Annotated in this window: 18 protein-coding genes and 1 pseudogene; 1 reads left to right on the forward strand and 18 read right to left on the reverse strand. The window is 54.3% G+C overall.

Annotated elements, in window-relative coordinates; translation table 11 throughout:
• Positions 1-22: 22 nt before the first annotated feature.
• The 14 genes from GTGU_RS16565 to leuS form a co-directional block, all read right to left on the reverse strand.
• A complete protein-coding gene (locus tag GTGU_RS16565) occupies positions 23-979 on the reverse strand; it encodes a YbeF family transcriptional regulator (protein ID WP_038159481.1) in 957 nt (318 codons plus the stop codon).
• Between the two features lie 295 nt (positions 980-1,274).
• A complete protein-coding gene (gene lipB / locus GTGU_RS16570) occupies positions 1,275-1,916 on the reverse strand; it encodes a lipoyl(octanoyl) transferase LipB (protein ID WP_038159484.1) in 642 nt (213 codons plus the stop codon).
• A 91-nt stretch (positions 1,917-2,007) separates the two neighbouring features.
• Positions 2,008-2,271 (reverse strand): DUF493 family protein YbeD, encoded by a 264-nt coding sequence (ybeD, locus tag GTGU_RS16575; RefSeq protein ID WP_038159486.1) that lies wholly within the window; start codon positions 2,269-2,271, stop codon positions 2,008-2,010.
• Between the two features lie 120 nt (positions 2,272-2,391).
• Positions 2,392-3,591: a D-alanyl-D-alanine carboxypeptidase DacA gene (gene dacA, locus GTGU_RS16580; RefSeq protein WP_038159489.1), complete on the reverse strand. Its 1,200-nt coding sequence runs from the start codon at positions 3,589-3,591 to the stop codon at positions 2,392-2,394.
• 143 nt (positions 3,592-3,734) lie between these two features.
• A complete protein-coding gene (rlpA, locus tag GTGU_RS16585) occupies positions 3,735-4,856 on the reverse strand; it encodes an endolytic peptidoglycan transglycosylase RlpA (RefSeq protein WP_038159492.1) in 1,122 nt (373 codons plus the stop codon).
• A 10-nt stretch (positions 4,857-4,866) separates the two neighbouring features.
• On the reverse strand, positions 4,867-5,979 hold the full coding sequence (gene mrdB / locus GTGU_RS16590) for a peptidoglycan glycosyltransferase MrdB (RefSeq protein WP_038159495.1): 1,113 nt from the start codon (positions 5,977-5,979) through the stop codon (positions 4,867-4,869).
• 2 nt (positions 5,980-5,981) lie between these two features.
• A complete protein-coding gene (mrdA, locus tag GTGU_RS16595; protein ID WP_038159498.1) occupies positions 5,982-7,883 on the reverse strand; it encodes a peptidoglycan DD-transpeptidase MrdA in 1,902 nt (633 codons plus the stop codon).
• Between the two features lie 27 nt (positions 7,884-7,910).
• On the reverse strand, positions 7,911-8,378 hold the full coding sequence (rlmH, locus tag GTGU_RS16600) for a 23S rRNA (pseudouridine(1915)-N(3))-methyltransferase RlmH (protein ID WP_038159501.1): 468 nt from the start codon (positions 8,376-8,378) through the stop codon (positions 7,911-7,913).
• 3 nt (positions 8,379-8,381) lie between these two features.
• Positions 8,382-8,699 (reverse strand): ribosome silencing factor, encoded by a 318-nt coding sequence (gene rsfS / locus GTGU_RS16605; RefSeq protein ID WP_038159504.1) that lies wholly within the window; start codon positions 8,697-8,699, stop codon positions 8,382-8,384.
• Positions 8,700-8,954: 255 nt separating this feature from the next.
• The gene (locus GTGU_RS16610) at positions 8,955-9,569 is read right to left on the reverse strand and encodes an adenosylcobalamin/alpha-ribazole phosphatase (protein ID WP_038159506.1); all 615 of its coding nucleotides are present in this window, start codon (positions 9,567-9,569) and stop codon (positions 8,955-8,957) included.
• Between the two features lie 2 nt (positions 9,570-9,571).
• Positions 9,572-10,228 (reverse strand): nicotinate-nucleotide adenylyltransferase, encoded by a 657-nt coding sequence (nadD, locus tag GTGU_RS16615; protein WP_038159508.1) that lies wholly within the window; start codon positions 10,226-10,228, stop codon positions 9,572-9,574.
• Positions 10,221-11,252 (reverse strand): DNA polymerase III subunit delta, encoded by a 1,032-nt coding sequence (gene holA / locus GTGU_RS16620; RefSeq protein ID WP_038159510.1) that lies wholly within the window; start codon positions 11,250-11,252, stop codon positions 10,221-10,223. Before holA ends, nadD begins: the two co-directional genes overlap by 8 nt.
• Positions 11,252-11,839 (reverse strand): LPS assembly lipoprotein LptE, encoded by a 588-nt coding sequence (gene lptE, locus GTGU_RS16625; RefSeq protein WP_038159513.1) that lies wholly within the window; start codon positions 11,837-11,839, stop codon positions 11,252-11,254. The genes holA and lptE overlap by 1 nt, the downstream gene beginning before the upstream one ends.
• A gap of 14 nt (positions 11,840-11,853) precedes the next feature.
• A complete protein-coding gene (gene leuS / locus GTGU_RS16630; protein ID WP_156964200.1) occupies positions 11,854-14,436 on the reverse strand; it encodes a leucine--tRNA ligase in 2,583 nt (860 codons plus the stop codon).
• 214 nt (positions 14,437-14,650) lie between these two features.
• Here leuS and GTGU_RS16635 point away from each other — a divergent pair, with 214 nt between their 5' ends.
• Positions 14,651-15,133 carry a zinc ribbon-containing protein gene (locus tag GTGU_RS16635; RefSeq protein ID WP_038159519.1) on the forward strand — a complete coding sequence of 161 codons (483 nt, stop codon included), beginning with the start codon at positions 14,651-14,653 and terminating at the stop codon, positions 15,131-15,133.
• Here GTGU_RS16635 and rihA read toward each other — a convergent pair.
• The 4 genes and pseudogenes from rihA to GTGU_RS16655 form a co-directional block, all read right to left on the reverse strand.
• On the reverse strand, positions 15,130-16,065 hold the full coding sequence (gene rihA, locus GTGU_RS16640; RefSeq protein WP_038159522.1) for a pyrimidine-specific ribonucleoside hydrolase RihA: 936 nt from the start codon (positions 16,063-16,065) through the stop codon (positions 15,130-15,132). The genes GTGU_RS16635 and rihA overlap by 4 nt on opposite strands.
• Positions 16,066-16,185: 120 nt before the next feature.
• Positions 16,186-16,910 (reverse strand): annotated as a pseudogene (locus GTGU_RS16645) (amino acid ABC transporter ATP-binding protein).
• Positions 16,910-17,584 carry a glutamate/aspartate ABC transporter permease GltK gene (gene gltK / locus GTGU_RS16650; protein WP_038159525.1) on the reverse strand — a complete coding sequence of 225 codons (675 nt, stop codon included), beginning with the start codon at positions 17,582-17,584 and terminating at the stop codon, positions 16,910-16,912. Before gltK ends, GTGU_RS16645 begins: the two are co-directional and overlap by 1 nt.
• Positions 17,584-18,324, reverse strand: coding sequence for an amino acid ABC transporter permease (locus GTGU_RS16655; protein ID WP_038159528.1), 741 nt, complete (start codon positions 18,322-18,324; stop codon positions 17,584-17,586). The genes gltK and GTGU_RS16655 overlap by 1 nt, the downstream gene beginning before the upstream one ends.
• Positions 18,325-18,384 lie beyond the last annotated feature (60 nt).

Raw genomic sequence — 18,384 nt, forward strand, 5'->3', positions numbered from 1 at the left:
TGGCTCGCCCCGGAATGACCTGTTACGAAAATGCCTGGCGAATCACGCTGATTAAATTTTGCAGTATCGGATCGCGTAAGCTGAGTTTGTTGTAATGCAATGAAAATTCAATTTGTTCTTCCTGAAGCGGGGCGTAGTCGAGGGCTTTTAAATGCCAGCAAAGTGCCGCAATGCTGAAAAACCGCCCTGGCATCAGTCCAAGTAAATCGCTGCTGCCGATCAGCGCCGCTGTGGTGAATAAATTGTAACTGCTGAAGTTGATCTGTCGGTTGGGGAACATGTCATACAGCCGCTTCTGAAGATGGGCAAGCGCATGCCCTTCAGTCATTAGCATCGTATATTCCCAGTCGCCAAGGGTTTCGGCCGTGATCGGGCTTTTCATCAATGGATGGTTGTCCCGGCAGGCCAGAACGATGTTGTCGCGGAACAGCACGTGGTGGCTGAGTGTCCGGGCGGTATGGACATGACTGTCGATGATCAAATCCGTCTGAAACTGACCCAGTTGACTGGATGCATCAACCACCGGAATGTTACGGATCAGCAATTGGGGAAAGTGCTGCTTTACCACCTGGTAGATGCGGGGCATGATGACGGAACCAATTGACGGCGGTGTGCCGATGGTAATGGTGCGTTGTTTGTCGTAGCAGCCGGTTAAATCAAGCGCGCCCAGAATGGATTCCAGTCCCTGGCTGATATATTCGTGAAGATGCGAGGCATAGGCCGTTGGCGTCACGCCCTGGCCCTTACGGATAAAAAGAGGGTCAGGAAATATCGTACGTAGTTTCTGGATCGACTGGCTAATTGCTGAAGGGGTAAGATTCAGAATTTTCGCAGCGTTGACAATACCCTTGTGGACATATACGGCCTCAAAAATCGTCAATAAATTAAGGTCAATATTGCGCAATGTCCGAAAGATTTGTGGCGTGTCGTTTTCGCGTTGCTGACTAATTTGGCTTGCCGGTAAATCGTTATATTCCACGCTCTTGCTCCATATTCACTCACAATATGAATGATAGTTTAGGATCCCTGTTTGTTATTTTCTTTTTTCAGATGAAGCTATCAGCCATTAGCTGTTTTTTGTTGTTTGTCAATGCATTATGTATATGAATATATACACGATACAGGTGATTAACGGACAGCAAAAAAAACAAAAACGCACGTTTAGCGAAACTATCGCAGAAAGGAAAAATATAGAAACTCTGACAGGAAGTAAAGAGGTGACATGTTAAACAAGGCCCGGTACGGAAAATTACCGGGCCTTGTGGAGTTATATATTAAGCAAGGATATATTCATGCGCCGGATTGTTTAGCAAGGCTAACAAATTAGAAACCAATACGGGTGCAATATTCTCAACAGTGGCTTCAGGATACCACTGTTGCAATTGCGTCATCTCCATTCCGGCATACCCGCACGGGTTGATACGCAAAAATGGCGATAAATCCATGGCGATATTTAGCGCCAGGCCGTGAAATGAACACCCTTTACGGATCCGCAATCCCAACGAGCAGATTTTCTTTTCACCCACGTAAACCCCAGGTGCATCAGCGCGAGGATGGGCGTCTACGCCGTATTCAGCCAGGGTATGGACCACGGTTTGCTCGAGCAGAGTCACCAGTTCGCGAACACCCAGTTTGCGACGTTTGAGGTTCAGTAAGACATACATCACCTGCTGTCCGGGGCCGTGGTAGGTGACCTGACCTCCTCGATCGCTTTGAATTACCGGGATATCGCCCGGGGTGAGGACATGCTCTGCTTTACCTGCCTGTCCTTGCGTAAAGACCGGAAGATGTTCCACCAGCCAGATTTCATCCAGTGTGGTTTCATCGCGACGATCGGTGAAATCATGCATCGCCTGAGAAACGGGTTCATAAGGTTGCAGGCCGAGTTGGCGGATGAGAATTTTAGAGTGATCCACTACAGCATCTCCGCAGAGAAGGAAAATCAGATGGCGGGGAGTATAACACAGCGGGGAGGGCGGTTACCCGGCGGACCGGGTAACAGAGGCATTACAGCACCATACGAACAATGTCGATATTGCCTAACTCTTCGTACAGCGCTTCGACCTGCTCAATATGTGTTGCCGTGATGGTGATGGAGACCGAGTGGTAATTGCCTTTGCTGCTGGGTTTTACCTGCGGGGAGTAATCACCTGGCGCATGGCGCTGCACCACTTCCACCACCTGATCAACCAGCTCAGGCAACGCCTGCCCCATCACTTTGTAAGTAAATGGAGTAGGGAATTCAAGCAGTTCGTTAAGTTTGGTTTTCATGTCAGCTCCGGGTGGTATAAAAAACGACTCCCTGCTTTCGCGCACTGCGCAAAAACAGGGAGTAGTGATATTGATAGTTAGTATATGGGGACGTAAATCACACTTTCAAGTGTGCAATTATTAGCCAAACCAGTGGTGGAACATTAACTTAATGTAATCAATGATTTTGCCGAAGAAGTTTCCTTCCGGGATTTCCTGCAACACCACCAGTGGACGCTGATCGATGGTTTTACCATCCAACTGGAAGTTGATGGTACCAACGACCTGGTTTTTCTGCAGCGGCGCGTGCAGCTCAGCTGTGTTCAGTACATAGCTGGCTTTGAGATCTTTCATCCGTCCGCGCGGTATCGTCAGATACAGATCTTTATCGACGCCAAGGGAAGCGCGATCGCTGTCGCCAAACCAGGCGGGCTCGGAGGCGAACTCTTTACCGGCTTTCAGCGGACTCACAGTTTCAAAGAAACGGAAGCCCCAGGTCAGCAGTTTTTTGCTTTCTGTTTCACGGCCTTTAAAGGTATGACCGCCCATCACGGCGGAAATCAGACGCATCTGGCCTTCTGTCGCGGAGGCGACCAGGTTAAAACCGGCTTTGTCTGTGTGGCCGGTTTTAATGCCATCCACTTTCAGACTGTTATCCCACAGCAGACCATTACGGTTCAGCTGGCGGATGCCGTTAAAGGTGAACTCTTTCTCTTTGTAGATGGCGTATTCGTTCGGTACATCACGGATCAGCGCCTGACCAATGGTCGCCATATCACGCGCCGAACTGTATTGCCCGTCAGCATCGAGGCCGTGAACAGTCTGGAAATGGGTGTTCTTCAGACCCAGCGCGTTCACATAGCTGTTCATCAGCCCAACGAACGCGTCCTGGCTGCCTGCTACGTAGTCTGCCATCGCCACGCAGGCATCGTTGCCGGATTGCAGGTTAATACCGCGCACCAATTGTGATACCGGCACCTGCATGCCTGGTTTCAGGAACATCAGGGAAGAACCTTTGAATACCGGGTTACCCGTAGCCCAGGCGTCAGTGCCGACGGTTACCAGATCGGTATCTTTGAACTTACCGGCTTTCATGGCCTGACCAATAACGTAGCTGGTCATCATTTTGGTGAGGCTGGCAGGGTCGCGACGGGCATCCGCATTCTGCTCGGCCAGCACTTTACCTGAGTTGTAATCGATGAGGATGTAGGATTCCGCGTCAATCTGCGGAACGCCCGGGATCATAGTTTTAATATTCAGGTCATCAGCGCGGGCAGCGGAAGAGAGTGCTGCGACGGAGAGCGCCGTAATGAGTAAACGAGCAGAAAAAGTGGTCTTCATGGTCTGAACAACGACATCCGTGATGGAGTTAAAAAAGTGCCTAACTATAACAAATACACCAGGGGCAAACATCTGACATTACGCATGACTTTGTTAACGACATTTACATGCATTGACAATGAGATACTTGCCTTCACTGGGGTTTAGTTGGCCCGCGTGATAAACGATTGCAGCTGAGCTTCATTTTGCAGGCGCTGCTGAAGCGTGGTGGCTTCCGCTTTGCTGCTGAAGGGCCCGAGCTGTATACGCCAGACCGCGCCATTTTGCGTGACGCGGCCAGGCGCAGAAAATTGCTGGCTGAGACGCTGCTGGTACTGCTGCGCACGGGTCTGATCGCTCACGGCGCCCACCTGTACCACAAAATCGCCGCTGGCTGTGCTGGCAGCCGGTGCTGTTGCAGGCGCGGGCGTGGCGGCAATGCTACCCTGGACGGAGCCGGGTGCTGTCACTGGGGCATTCTGCATGGCGGGTTGCGCGGGCGTTGCAGGTTCGCTGCTCTCCAGCACGCCATTGTTAAGGGGCGTGGCTGCGCCTAAAAATCCGCCACTACTCACGGGTGCGCCGGTGGCATCTTCCGGTTTCAGTGTATTGTTGCTGATGGCGCGCACGTCGGTATCGGGCGTTTGCATCTGCGGCGCGGAGGTCGCGCTTCCCATACCACCGCTCAGGTCAGGGCGGGAGGGAAGGGCATAAGTCTGTTTAGCGACTGTCGTACAGGCCATGCCTGGACCGGAAAGCGATCCATCCTGCGCCACGATAATCGGGTCGATCCGCACTTTGGTGTTATTGGAAGTATTCAGGCGATCGGCGGCGGCACGGGACAGCGAAATCACGCGATCATTGCCGTACGGGCCGCGATCATTGATGCGTACCACCAGCATACGACCGTTTGCCAGGTTGGTAATACGGGCATAGCTCGGGATCGGTAGTGTCGGATGCGCCGCTGTCAGTTGCATCGGATCAAACGCTTCACCGCTCGCGGTCAGATTGCTGCCAGGCTCAGCATCATAAATCGCGGCGAAACCCGCCTGACTGAAGCGGGACGGATCCTGAACGATTTTGTAGCGCTTGCCGTCGCGCTCGTAATCCTGATTCGCGGTGGCGTTCAGCGGTTCAAAACGGGGGTCGGCGCCGCCGATTTCTACGACCGGGCCATTACACACAGCCGGTTGCGGCGTAGTGACGGTCTGTTGCTGACCATCATCGCTCGTACAACCCGCCAGCACACCTGCGGCGATGCAGACTCCAATCCAAAGCTTACGCATTGCGCACCCCTTACACGCTTTTCGACAACATTTTCCTGTGGGTATGGATCGACATTACGATACCAAACCCGGCCATGAGCACTATCAGGGCAGACCCCCCGTAGCTCACCAGCGGCAGCGGAACGCCAACCACTGGCAGGATACCACTCACCATACCAATATTTACGAAGACATAAACGAATAAAATCAACATCAAGCCACCTGCCATTACCCGGCCAAAGGTGGTTTGCGCCTGCGCGGCGACCCACAGCCCGCGCATGATAAGCAGGACATACAGCGCCAGCAGGATCAGAATGCCAATCAACCCCAGCTCTTCTGCAAGGACAGCGAAAATAAAGTCGGTATGTCGTTCAGGTAAAAATTCCAGCTGCGACTGTGTCCCATGCAGCCAGCCTTTGCCGCGCAGACCGCCAGAGCCGATAGCGATTTTCGACTGAATAATATGATAGCCCGCGCCGAGCGGATCGGTTTCCGGGTCGAGGAGCATCATCACACGCTGACGCTGGTAATCATGCATCAGGAAGAACCACAGGATCGGGATGAATGCCGCTATAAGCACCACCGCGATGGCAATCAGTCGCCAGCTCAACCCGGAAAGAAACAGCACAAACAGGCCGGAGAGCGCGATGAGGATTGACGTTCCGAGGTCTGGCTGCGCCGCCACCAGCAGCGTTGGCAGGAAAATCAGCACCAGTGCGATACCGGTATTTTTCAGCGACGGCGGGCAGACATCACGGTTGATAAAGCGCGCCACCATCAGCGGCACGGCGATTTTGGCAATTTCCGAAGGCTGGAAGCGAACAATGCCCAGATCCAGCCAGCGCTGTGCGCCTTTTGAGATAGCGCCAAACGCATCCACGGCGACCAGCAGAATAATACAGACGATATACAGCCACGGTGCCCAACCCTCATACACGCGCGGCGGGATTTGCGCCATCACCACCATGATCACCAGACCCATGGTGATCTGGCCTATCTTACGCTCCGTCATCCCGATGTCCTGGCCGCTGGCGCTCCAGATCACCAGCGCGCTGTAGACCAGCAGCGCCAGCAGGATCAGCAGCATTGCCAGATCGAGATGGACTTTATCCCAGAACGATTTTTTGTTCGGGTTATCCGTCATGATTATTGGTCCTCCGCTGCCGATACTGCCGGATTTTCCGCAGGCAGAACCGTGTTGTTATCGCCAAGCATGATGTGATCGAGGATCTGACGCATAATCGTCCCAACCGCCGGACCTGCACCGCCGTTCTCCAGAATCATCGCTACCGCGACCTGCGGGTTATCGTAGGGTGCGAAAGCGGTCATCAGTTTGTGGTCACGCAGTCGTTCAGCAATCTTGTGCGCGTTATAGGTTTCGTTTGCCTTCAGGCCGAAGACTTGCGCAGTCCCGGATTTTGCCGCCACTTTGTAGGGCGCGCCAGCAAAGTATTTGTGCGCCGTTCCGTTCCCCCTGTTAGCCACGCCGAACATGCCGTCTTTGGCGATCTCCCAGAAACCGGAGTGGATATCACCCACCGGCGTTTCGTGCGGCTGCGACCATGGCACTTTTTTGCCTTCTTCCACGGTGCTCATCAGCAGATGCGGTACTTTCACTACCCCATCATTAATGAGGATCATCAGCGCCTTGTTCATCTGAACTGGTGTGGCGGTCCAGTAGCCCTGGCCGATCCCGACCGGAATGGTATCACCCTGGTACCACGGCTTTTTAAAACGTTTTTGTTTCCATTCGCGGGTTGGCATGTTCCCGGAACGCTCTTCGGAGAGATCGATGCCAGTGTAATGACCGTAGCCAAACTTGCCCATCCACTGCGAGAGCCGGTCGATGCCCATATCATAGGCCACCTGATAGAAGAAGGTATCTGCCGATTCTTCTAATGATTTGGTGATGTTCAGGTGACCATGGCCCCATTTTTTCCAGTCGCGGTAGCGTTTCTCTGAGCCCGGCAACTGCCACCAGCCGGGATCGAACAAACTGGTGTTGCGGGTGATCACACCGGCGCTCAGCGCTGAAACGGCGACAAATGGTTTCACGGTAGATGCCGGCGGATAGACCCCCTGCGTTGCACGGTTCACCAGTGGGGTATTCGGGTCATTCAGCAGGCCGGAATAATCCTTGCTGGAGATGCCGTCAACGAACAGGTTCGGGTCATAGCTGGGCATAGAAACCAGCGCCAGGATCCCACCGGTACGCGGATCCGTCACGACCACGGCCGCACGACTGCCTGCCAGCAGGGTTTCAATGTATTGCTGTAATTTTAGATCGAGCGTCAGATAAATATCATGCCCGGCCTGCGGCGGTACTTCTTTGAGCTGGCGAATGACGCGCCCGCGGTTGTTAACTTCAACTTCTTCGTAGCCGGTCTGTCCGTGCAGCACATCTTCGTAATAGCGTTCGATGCCCAGTTTCCCGATGTCGTGCGTCGCCGCATAGTTGGCCAGTTTGCCGTCTTTATCCAGACGTTCGACGTCTTTATCATTAATTTTAGAGACGTAGCCAATGACATGGGTAAGGGCGGAGCCATACGGATAAAAGCGGCGTTTATAACCTTTCACTTCCACGCCCGGGAAACGGTATTGATTGACCGCAAAACGCGCCACCTGCACTTCCGTCAGGTTGGTTTTCACCGGGATCGAGGTAAAACGATGTGAACGTGCGCGCTCTTTTTTGAACGCGGCGATGTCATCATCGCTCAGCTCTACGACGCTGCGTAGTGCATCTAGGGTGTCCTGCACGTTATCGACTTTTTCCGGCATCATCTCCAGCTGATAGATGGTGCGGTTGAGTGCCAGCGGCGTGCCGTTACGATCGTAAATAATGCCGCGACTTGGCGCGATGGGAACCAGTTTTATGCGGTTTTCGTTCGAACGGGTCTGGTAATCAGTGAAACGGACAATCTGCAGATTATAGAGGTTGGCAATCAGCACGCCAGTAAGCAGCAAAATCCCCGTAAAGGCGACCAGCGCCCTGCGCACAAACAGCGCGGACTCAGCCGTATAGTCGCGAAAAGAATTCTGTAGTTTCATCCGCTGCTTAATCTACCCTGGTCATCATTACTCGCGGTGGTAAGGGTGGTTGGTGGTAATGCTCCACGCCCGGTAAAGGCTTTCCGCGACCAGAACCCGAACCAGCGGGTGTGGCAGCGTCAGGGCGGAGAGAGACCAACTTTGTTCTGCCGCGGCTTTACAGGCGGGAGATAGCCCTTCAGGACCGCCAATCAGCAGACTGACGTCGCGGCCATCCTGTTTCCAGCGCTCCAGCTCCAGCGCCAGCTGCGGCGTATCCCAGGGTTTGCCTGGAATATCGAGGGTGACGATGCGGTTTTTGCCTGCGGCGGCCAGCATCAGTTCGCCCTCTTTATCAAGAATGCGTTTGATATCTGCGTTCTTGCCGCGTTTACCGGCGGGGATCTCCACCAGTTCAAATGGCATATCTTTAGGGAAACGCCGCAGATATTCAGTAAATCCTGTCTGGACCCAGTCCGGCATTTTGGTGCCAACCGCCACCAGTTGCAGTTTCACGCATTAACCCCAGAGTTTTTCCAGTTCATACAGGCGACGGCTTTCTTCCTGCATAACATGGACAATCACATCGCCTAAATCGACTACAATCCAGTCGGCGGCATTTTCGCCTTCCACACCGAGCGGCAGCATGCCCGCAGCGCGGGATTCCTGAACAACATGATCGGCAATAGACATCACGTGGCGTGAAGACGTGCCGGTGCAGATAATCATACAGTCAGTGATGCTGGATTTGCCGTGAACGTCTAAGGCGATGATGTCCTGACCTTTCAGGTCATCAATTTTGTCGATTACAAAATCCTGGAGTGCTTTACCCTGCAAGTGTTCCCCCTGGGTGCGTGAAAATTAATAACGATAAACAGCCAGATAGTATACCCGAACTGACGATGATGTCGGGACAAATGTCACCAGACAGGTTTAAGGCGCGCTATCATCCCATTCATCGTCGGGGATTGCATCGCCATTTTTGTAAAACAATTTCTGTAAACCTGCCGGGAAGCGCTGTCTGGCTGCGGAGAATAGCAGCCTGTCCCGGCGTGTCAATGGTCTGAGGGCGGGTGAGGAAAGAAAATAGAGTTATCCCGATGCTTTCTCGTAAATTGCACGACTATTAAGCACCTGAAGCGAGATAAAATCATCCCTTACATCAAACAAACTCCAGGCGCCCTGGTCGACAGGAAAGTGCCACATCCCTGCTGCCGGAAGCCCGAGCAGCAGGGCTGTCATCAGGCTTAACACGCCCTGATGGCTAACGACCAGAATGTGCTGATGGTGGTGATGCTCGTGAAGCAGCGTAAGGCATTCCTGCACGCGATGAGAAAAAGCCTGAAACCCTTCGCCATTGGTAGGCGTGGCATGTTGCCAGTCGGCGCACCACGCGGCGTAATTCTCGCTATCTTCGACGGTGAGATCGCGATGGTGACGCAGTTCCCAGTCGCCAAAAAACATTTCATTCAGTAGTGGCGTGGTGAGCATCGGTACCTCGCGCCCGACGAGTACCAGCCTGGCGGTATGTTGCGCGCGCTCCAGCTCGCTGCATAACACGATGTCAAAAGGCACTTGCCGGAGCAACGTGGCGAGCGTTTCCGCCTGTCGGATGCCACGTGGTGTCAGCGACGTGGGAGCATGGCCGCTGTATACGCCAGCGACGTTGGCCTCCGTTTCACCGTGTCGAACCAGCCAGAGTTTCATCGTTACCCGGCCTGATACAGACCTTGCTGGTGAATGTACTCCAGCACTGCTTCAGGCAGCAGATCGTCGCAGGGCTCCCCACGCTCCAGGCGTTCACGGATGATGGTGGCGGAGATATCAAACCACGGCGTTTCCGCCAGATAGATTTTACCGGCAGGAAGCGAGTGCAGGTTTTCGATATCCCACGTCAGGTGATTTTCCAGCCACCGCTGATGCTGTTCTTCTGCCATCTCTAACGGATAGCCGGGACGACGAGTGACGATCAGGTGCGCGTTGTCGAGGATGGTGTCGTACTGGTGCCATGTGGGGAAGTTCAACAGCGAATCCTGGCCGATGATAAATGCCAGCGGTTTTTGCGGCCCGACTTCCGCTCGCATCTCTTTTAATGTCAGCGCGGTCCAGGAAGGCGCATCGCGTTTCAGTTCGCGTTCATCGAGGACAAACAAGGGCTTATCGGCAATCGCCAGTTCGACCATTCGCTTGCGCTGTTCGCTGCTCGCTTCCGGCTGTGGGCGGTGTGGCGGTACATTGTTGGGGATAATGATCACTTTCGACAGACCGATCTGGTTTGCCAGAATTTCGACGGGTTTCAGATGCCCGTAATGCACCGGATCAAAGGTGCCACCATAAATTGCCTGCAACGATGTCATATCATCCATCAATAAATACGTCAGCCAGTGCCTTATGACAGAGTAGCAGAGAAAGGCTTTCCAGCTCAGCCCAGACGGACTGACCGTAGTCTTTTTTCAGCATTAACTCGGTACGGCTCAGCAGTGTCACGGCTTGTCGCAGTTGAGCCGCACTCAGACGATTCAGCGCCTCGGTGATGAGCGGTCGTCGATTCTGCCAGACGCGATGCTTGTCGAGCAGGGTGCGCAACGGCATCTGTGCGGACTGGCGTTTGATCGTAACCAGCATCAGCAGTTCCCGCTGCAGCGTGCGTAACAGAATCACCGGCTCGCTGCCTTCCAGACGAAGCTGTTGAAGAATATGCAGCGCCCGTTTGCTTTTCCCGGCGAGCAACGCATCAAGCCAGTGGAAGGGGGTGAAATGTGCGGCGTCGTTTACTGCCTTTTCGACGCGCGGCAGTGTCAGCTTGCCGTCAGGCCACAGCAGTGCCAGCCGTTCCAGCGCCTGCGACAGCGCCAGCAGGTTGCCTTCATAGCAGTAACACAACAACTGACTGGCCGCGTCATCAAGTTGTAGATTGAGCTGACGGGCGCGTGCAGCCAGCCATTTTGGCAGTTGCGCCTGCTCTGGCGTCTGGCAGGTAATCATTACCGAGCGGTTAGCCAGTTGCGTCACCCATGCGGCATTTTCCTGCGCTTTCGTGAACTTGTTGCCGCGACAGATCAGCAGCAGATCGTCATGCAGCAGACCGGTCAGCGTGGCGAGTTGTTCATTGATGGCGGCGTTAGTGCCGTTTTCCGGTAGCAGCAGCAGGATGGTTTGTCGGCTGGCGAACAGGCTCATTGCCTGGCAGAGCGAGAAAAGGGCGCTCCAGTCGGTGCTGGCATCAATGCTGACGGTGTGATGTTCTTCGAACCCCTGCGCCGCAGCCGCCTGACGGACCGCGTCCTGACTTTCCTGCAACAGTAGCGGATCATTGCCCAACAGCAGATACGCCGCGCGCAGCCCTTCGGTGAGCTGCGCGCGGAGTTGTTCCGGGTACAACCGAATCATCAGTTACCCAGCGTTGTGGAGACACGGGAGTCGGATGACGTTTCTTCGGTAGTCGTCACCGGCGTGGTGTCGTTTTTCGTTTCCTGAACATCAGCAACCCGTACGCTTGGTAGCTTACGAATTAATTGCTCAGCGGCCTTGTCGTACATTTCCTGAATGATCAGGCTCTGTTCGGCGTCTTTTGCCAGCGCTGTTTGCGGGTTATCGAAGAAAGAACGATAAACCTTGGTGTTGATCGGGTAGATGTCATGACCCGGGATGAGTACGCTGGCGTTGACCGTCAGCACCATCTGATATTCCGCCGTACGACCATCCTGGAAAATGGACGCAGTATCTTTGCTGATGGTGGATCCGAGCAGACGCAGGGACGGAATGTCCTTGCGCAGGGTGCTGCCATCCACCAGTTCTACGCCATTCAGACGCAGCTGGTTACGCACCGAACGGCTTAACGGGCCATTGGGGTCGCCAGACTGGAAAATCATGGTTTTCATCGTCTCCGGTACCTGCGTGGTACTACGCAGGTGCCAGCCACACCCGGCGGTGACCAGCACCGTCAGGGATAACAATAATGTTGCCAGATATCGCACGCTTCCTCCCGCGCTTAGCCAACGACCAGGTTGAGCAGTTTACCCGGTACGTAAATCACTTTACGCACGGTAACACCGTCAAGATATTTCGCGACCAGATGTTCCTGGCCCGCACGTTCACGAACCTGTTCTTCGGTGGCATCCACCGGAACGGTAATTTTACCACGTACTTTACCGTTCACCTGGACGACGACCAGCGTGCTGTCTTCCACCATCGCTTTTTCATCAGCAACCGGCCACGGTGCGTGGTCGATATCGCCTTCACCACCCAGTTCCTGCCACAGCGTAAAGCTGACGTGCGGGGTGAACGGGTTGAGCATGCGAACCACCGCCAGTAACGCTTCGCGGATCAAAGCACGATCCTGCTCACCTTCCTGAGGTGCTTTCGCCAGCTTGTTCATCAGCTCCATGATCGCCGCAATCGCGGTGTTGAAGGTCTGACGGCGGCCGATATCATCGGTCACTTTGGCAATCGTTTTATGGACGTCACGACGCAGCGCTTTTTGGTCTTCCGTCAGCGCGGCAACATTCAGTGGCGCGACCGGACCGAGCGCGGTGTGCTCGTAGACCAGTTTCCAGACGCGTTTCAGGAAGCGGTTTGCGCCTTCCACACCGGATTCCTGCCATTCCAGCGTCATATCTGCCGGCGAGGCGAACATCATGAACAGACGCACGGTATCCGCGCCGTAACGCTCAACCATTACCTGCGGGTCGATGCCGTTGTTTTTCGACTTCGACATTTTGCTCATGCCGGTATAAACCAGCTCGTGACCTGCGGCATCTTTCGCTTTCACGATGCGGCCTTTGTCGTCGCGCTCAATGATGGCATCCACCGGGGAAACCCAGTTACGCTCGCCGCTTTCGCCGACGTAATAAAACGCGTCCGCCAGCACCATGCCCTGACAGAGCAGCTGTTTCGCCGGCTCGTCAGAGTTCACCATGCCGGCATCGCGCATCAACTTGTGGAAGAAGCGGAAATAGAGCAGGTGCATGATGGCGTGTTCGATACCGCCGATGTAAATATCGACCGGCAGCCAGTAGTTGGCGGCGTCGGAATCGAGCATCCCTTCGTTGTACTGTGGGCAGGTGTAGCGCGCATAGTACCAGGAGGACTCCATAAAGGTGTCGAAGGTGTCAGTTTCACGCAGGGCAGGCTTGCCGTTAACAGTGGTTTTTGCCCACTGCGGATCCGCTTTGATCGGGCTGGTAATGCCGTCCATCACCACGTCTTCCGGCAGGATCACCGGCAGTTGATCTTCCGGTGTTGGCATCACGGTGCCATCTTCCAGGGTGACCATCGGGATTGGCGCGCCCCAGTAACGCTGACGGGACACGCCCCAGTCACGCAGACGGAAGTTGACTTTGCGCTCACCGACGCCCATTGACGCCAGTTTATCGGCAATAGCGTTGAAACCGTCTTCATAAGACAGACCGCTGAACTCGCCGGAATTAAACAGCGTGCCTTTGTCGGTCAGCGCCTGTTCGGAGAGATCCGGTTCAGAGCCGTCTGCCGCCAGAATGACCGGTTTGATGGACAGACCGTATTTGCTGGCAAATTCGTAGTCGCGCTGATCATGGCCTGGAACGGCCATCACTGCGCCAGTGCCGTATTCCATCAGCACGAAGTTAGCGGCCCATACCGGAATGGCTTCGCCGGTCAGCGGATGAATCGCTTTAAACCCGGTGTCGATGCCTTTCTTCTCCATAGTCGCCATATCGGCTTCGGCCACTTTAGTGTTACGGCATTCGTCGATAAATGCCGCCAGCTCAGGATTGTTCGCTGCCGCCTGTTGCGCCAGCGGATGACCCGCGGCAACCGCCAGGTAGGTACAACCCATGAAGGTGTCCGGACGGGTGGTGTAGACGGTGAGCTTGTCGGCATAACCGGTCACGTCAAACGAGATTTCAACCCCTTCAGAACGGCCGATCCAGTTGCGCTGCATGGTTTTAACGGTGTCTGGCCAGTGATCCAGGTTATCCAGATCATTGAGCAGTTCGTCCGCGTAAGCGGTGATTTTGATAAACCACTGCGGGATCTCTTTACGCTCGACTTTGGTGTCGCAGCGCCAGCAGCAGCCGTCGATAACCTGTTCGTTCGCAAGAACAGTCTGGTCGTTCGGGCACCAGTTCACCGCCGAGGTTTTTTTGTAGACCAGGCCTTTCTTATACAGCTCGGTAAAGAATTTCTGTTCCCAACGGTAATATTCCGGGGTACAGGTTGCCAGCTCGCGGCTCCAGTCATAACCGAAGCCCAGCATTTTGAGCTGGTTTTTCATGTAGGCGATATTGTCGTAGGTCCACGGCGCTGGCGCGGTGTTGTTCTTCACCGCAGCACCTTCTGCCGGCAGACCGAACGCATCCCAGCCGATAGGCTGCAGAACGTTTTTTCCCAGCATGCGCTGATAACGCGCGATCACATCACCGATGGTGTAGTTACGCACGTGGCCCATGTGTAGTCGACCAGAAGGATAGGGGAGCATCGACAGGCAATAGTATTTCTCTTTGCTGTTGTCTTCAGTAACTTCAAATGTGCGCTTCTCATCCCAGTGTTGCTGGACTTTCGATTCTATCTCTTCCGGGCGGTATTGCTCTTGCATGGCAGCCAGTGGTCCTGTTTTCAATACAGCTACAAACGTAGCCAATGGATGTGTTATTTCAGATCCGCATAGCATAGCCCAAACGTCCACGGCAAAACAGCCTTTCACACATTAAGCGCTGGCGTTTATTTACCGGGTCTGTGGTCTGGCTGACACAGCACTGAGCAAATAAGGTCTATCATTAGAGAGAGTTAACGACCCAGGAGACGAAACAATGAACAAGGTTGCTCAATATTATCGCGAACTGGTCACGTCGCTGACCGAGCGTTTACGCAACGGAGAGCGTGACATCGACGCGCTGGTGGAACAGGCGCGCGTACGGGTCAGTCAAACCGGGGAGTTAACGCGTACCGAAATTGAAGAGGTGACGCGCGCTGTGCGCCGTGATCTTGAAGAGTTCGCCCGCAGCTATGAAGAGAGCCAGGACGAACTCAATGACAGCGTGTTTATGCGGGTCATCAAAGAGAGTCTCTGGCAGGAGCTGGCGGACATCACTGACAAAACACAGCTTGAATGGCGCGAGGTTTTCCAGGATCTCAATCATCACGGCGTCTACCATAGCGGCGAAGTCGTTGGACTTGGAAATCTGGTGTGTGAAAAATGCCATTACCATCTGGCGATTTATACCCCGGACGTGCTGCCGTTGTGCCCGAAATGCGGACACGATCAGTTTCAGCGCCGTCCGTTTGAACCTTAATGGTAAAACGCCAGTCGTTCCGCCAGCAGACTGACAAACGCCTGGCGGTCGATGTCAATCATCACCGTGGCGTTGGGGCGGTTTTGGGTGAGGAAGAAGTAATCCACCACTGTCATGCCCTGGGTATATTTCCCCTGGGTTTCAACGCCAACCCAGCGGTCAACGGTGGTGAATATCTCCGGCTTAAGCAGCCAGGCGATGGTGCATGGATCATGCAGCGGCGCGCCAGTGAATCCCCATTTCTCCTGCTTGTGGTACTCCATAAAGAAATCCAGCAGTTCAGCAACGATGGTCGAGACTTTGTTGCCAATGGCGCGAAAACGTTCGATATCTTCCCGGTGGATCTGCGCTTTGTGCGTGACGTCGAGACCTGCCATGACGACAGGGATCCCCGACTGAAAGACGATCTCCGCCGCTTCCGGGTCAACGAAAATATTGAACTCCGCCGCCGGTGTCCAGTTACCGGGCGCTATCGCGCCGCCCATGATCACGATGCGAGCAATGTTGCGGTGTAATTGAGGATGACTATTCAGCAGCAGCGCGACGTTCGTCTGCGGGCCGGTCGCCACGATCGTGACGGGTATCGGGCTTTCACGTAACACCTTTGCCATCAGCTCAACGGCGGTACACTGTTGAGCCGCAAAGCCGGGTTCCGGCAGCGTCGGACCATCAAGACCACTTTCGCCGTGCACATTGTCAGCGATGATCAGTTCGCGCATCAGTGGTTTTACCGCTCCACCAGCTACCGGAATATCCGTACGTTTTAGCAGCGTCAGCATCCGCAGTACGTTGCGCAGGGTTTTATCGGGCGTCTGGTTACCGGCGGATGAGGTAATGGCTTTGACATCAAGTTCTGGCGATGCGAGGGCGAGCACCATGGCGATCGCGTCGTCGTGCCCCGGATCGCAGTCAAGAAGAATGGGCTGCGTCATAGCGGCTCCTTATAGAGGGAATTTGTGACAAGGGTAACGCCAGCGAGTAGGACAGACGAGAAAACAGAACGGAAAGCGTGACGTGGCGCGCACTCTGGAAGTGCGCGCCGACAGGGTGAATTAGTGCAGAATTTTGGCGAGGAAATCTTTTGCGCGCTCCGATTTCGGATTAGCGAAGAAAGCCTCTTTTTCAGAGTCTTCCACGATCTTACCTTCATCCATAAAGATCACGCGGTTTGCCACTTTACGGGCGAAGCCCATTTCGTGCGTTACCACCATCATCGTCATTCCTTCCTGCGCCAGTTCAACCATGACGTCCAGCACTTCGTTGATCATTTCCGGGTCGAGTGCGGAAGTCGGTTCGTCAAACAGCATCGCAACCGGATCCATACACAGCGCACGGGCAATCGCCACACGCTGCTGCTGGCCGCCCGACAACTGTGCCGGGTATTTATTCGCATGTGCTGACAGGCCACGCGCTCCAGCAGTTTTAGCCCTTTTTCACGCGCGGAGGCTTTGTTGCGTTTCAACACTTTTACCTGCGCCAGCGTCAGGTTTTCAATGATCGACAGGTGCGGGAACAACTCGAAGTGCTGAAAAACCATCCCGACGTGGGAACGCAGCTCTGCGAGGTTGGTTTTCTTATCGTTCACTTTGGTGCCGTTGACCACGATTTCGCCTTTTTGCACCGGTTCGAGGCCGTTAACGGTTTTAATCAGGGTCGATTTACCGGAGCCGGAAGGCCCGCAAACCACCACTACTTCACCTTTTTTGACTTCTGTGGAGCAGTCGGTCAGCACCTGAAAGTGACCATACCATTTAGAAACATTTTTCAGGGTAATCATTACACTGTCCTTTTCTTCAACCAGCTGACCAACAGCGATGCGCTTAAACTGATGGCAAAGTACACGGCGCCTGCAAAGAGGATCATTTCGACCTGGGTGCCGTCACGTTCGCCAATGGTGGAGGCGGTACGGAAAAAGTCCGCCAGGCTCAATACATAAACCAGTGAGGTATCCTGGAACAGTACGATGCCCTGCGTGAGCAGCAATGGCACCATGGCGCGGAACGCCTGCGGCAGAATAATGAGTTTCATTGACTGCCAGTGTGTCATCCCCAGCGCCAGTGCCGCGCTCGACTGCCCACGGGAAATGCTCTGGATCCCCGCGCGGATGATTTCGGAATAATAGGCGGCTTCAAACATTGAAAACGCCACCATTGCGGAAATCAGGCGGATATCGGTTTTCGGTGACAGTCCGAGCACGTTTTGCAGGAAACCCGGCACTATCAGGTAAAACCACAGCAATACCATTACCAGAGGGACTGAGCGGAATACGTTAACGTACGCTTTGGCAAACCACGCCAGCGGCAGGAAGGTCGACAGCCGCATGACAGCCAGCAGCGTGCCCCAGACGATGCCGATAATCACTGCCGTCACGGTAATTTTCAGGGTGATCACCAGCCCTGCCAGCAGATACGGCATGGAGGGAACAATGGAACTCCAGTCAAACTCGTACATTATTTGCCTCCCAGATTGCCAGGCAGGCGAACCTTGCGTTCAACCAGATTCATCACCAGCATAATCACAGCGTTAATGAACACATAGGCCAGCGTAATGGCGGTAAACGATTCCCAGGCGTGCGCGGAGTAATCCAGCAGTTTGCCCGCTTGCGCCGCCATATCCACCAGACCGATGGTCGAGGCGATGGCGGAGTTTTTCACCAGGTTCATCATTTCGGACGTCATGGGTGGCACAATCACGCGATAAGCGTTTGGCAGCAGCACATAGCGGTAGGTTTGCGGCAGCGTCAGCCCCATCGCCAGCCCGGCATTTTTTTGCCCGCGTGGCAGCGACTGAATCGCAGCGCGTACCTGTTCACACACACGGGCGGCGGTAAACAGCCCCAGACAGAACAATGAAGAGAGAAAGAACTGAATGTTCGGATCCAGTTCAGATTTGAACCACATCCCAAGATTTTCTGGCAGCAGTTCCGGTACCACCAGATACCAGGTAAAAAACTGCACAATCAGCGGGACGTTACGGAAAAGCTCAACATACAGCGTGCCAATACCAGAAAGAAAACGGTTGGGGACGGTACGCAGAATGCCAAAAAGAGAGCCTACCAGGAAAGCGATAATCCAGGCGGAAACCGACAGGGCGACGGTAACCTGAAAGCCGCTCCACAGCCAGCCCAGATAAGTGGTGTTGCCGAACGGGGCTTGTTGCAGAAATATGCCCCAGTTCCAGTCTATTGACATAATAAACTCCAGAAAAAAAAGGGTAGCAGCGCTACCCTCGAAGATTGGTGAGAAGCTCAT

Origin of the sequence: Trabulsiella guamensis ATCC 49490, from assembly GCF_000734965.1 — a bacterium.
GTDB classification, from domain to species: domain Bacteria; phylum Pseudomonadota; class Gammaproteobacteria; order Enterobacterales; family Enterobacteriaceae; genus Trabulsiella; species Trabulsiella guamensis.

What these genes read in the sequence shown, in the direction of transcription:
- ybeD (WP_038159486.1), bottom strand. Translation starts at nt 2,271, where the DNA reads ATGAAAACCAAACTTAACGAACTGCTTGAATTCCCTACTCCATTTACT.
- dacA (WP_038159489.1), bottom strand. Translation starts at nt 3,591, where the DNA reads ATGAAGACCACTTTTTCTGCTCGTTTACTCATTACGGCGCTCTCCGTC.
- rlpA (WP_038159492.1), bottom strand. Translation starts at nt 4,856, where the DNA reads ATGCGTAAGCTTTGGATTGGAGTCTGCATCGCCGCAGGTGTGCTGGCG.
- mrdB (WP_038159495.1), bottom strand. Translation starts at nt 5,979, where the DNA reads ATGACGGATAACCCGAACAAAAAATCGTTCTGGGATAAAGTCCATCTC.
- mrdA (WP_038159498.1), bottom strand. Translation starts at nt 7,883, where the DNA reads ATGAAACTACAGAATTCTTTTCGCGACTATACGGCTGAGTCCGCGCTG.
- GTGU_RS16610 (WP_038159506.1), bottom strand. Translation starts at nt 9,569, where the DNA reads ATGAAACTCTGGCTGGTTCGACACGGTGAAACGGAGGCCAACGTCGCT.
- nadD (WP_038159508.1), bottom strand. Translation starts at nt 10,228, where the DNA reads ATGGATGATATGACATCGTTGCAGGCAATTTATGGTGGCACCTTTGAT.
- holA (WP_038159510.1), bottom strand. Translation starts at nt 11,252, where the DNA reads ATGATTCGGTTGTACCCGGAACAACTCCGCGCGCAGCTCACCGAAGGG.
- leuS (WP_156964200.1), bottom strand. Translation starts at nt 14,436, where the DNA reads ATGCAAGAGCAATACCGCCCGGAAGAGATAGAATCGAAAGTCCAGCAA.
- GTGU_RS16635 (WP_038159519.1), top strand. Translation starts at nt 14,651, where the DNA reads ATGAACAAGGTTGCTCAATATTATCGCGAACTGGTCACGTCGCTGACC.
- rihA (WP_038159522.1), bottom strand. Translation starts at nt 16,065, where the DNA reads ATGACGCAGCCCATTCTTCTTGACTGCGATCCGGGGCACGACGACGCG.
- gltK (WP_038159525.1), bottom strand. Translation starts at nt 17,584, where the DNA reads ATGTACGAGTTTGACTGGAGTTCCATTGTTCCCTCCATGCCGTATCTG.
- GTGU_RS16655 (WP_038159528.1), bottom strand. Translation starts at nt 18,324, where the DNA reads ATGTCAATAGACTGGAACTGGGGCATATTTCTGCAACAAGCCCCGTTC.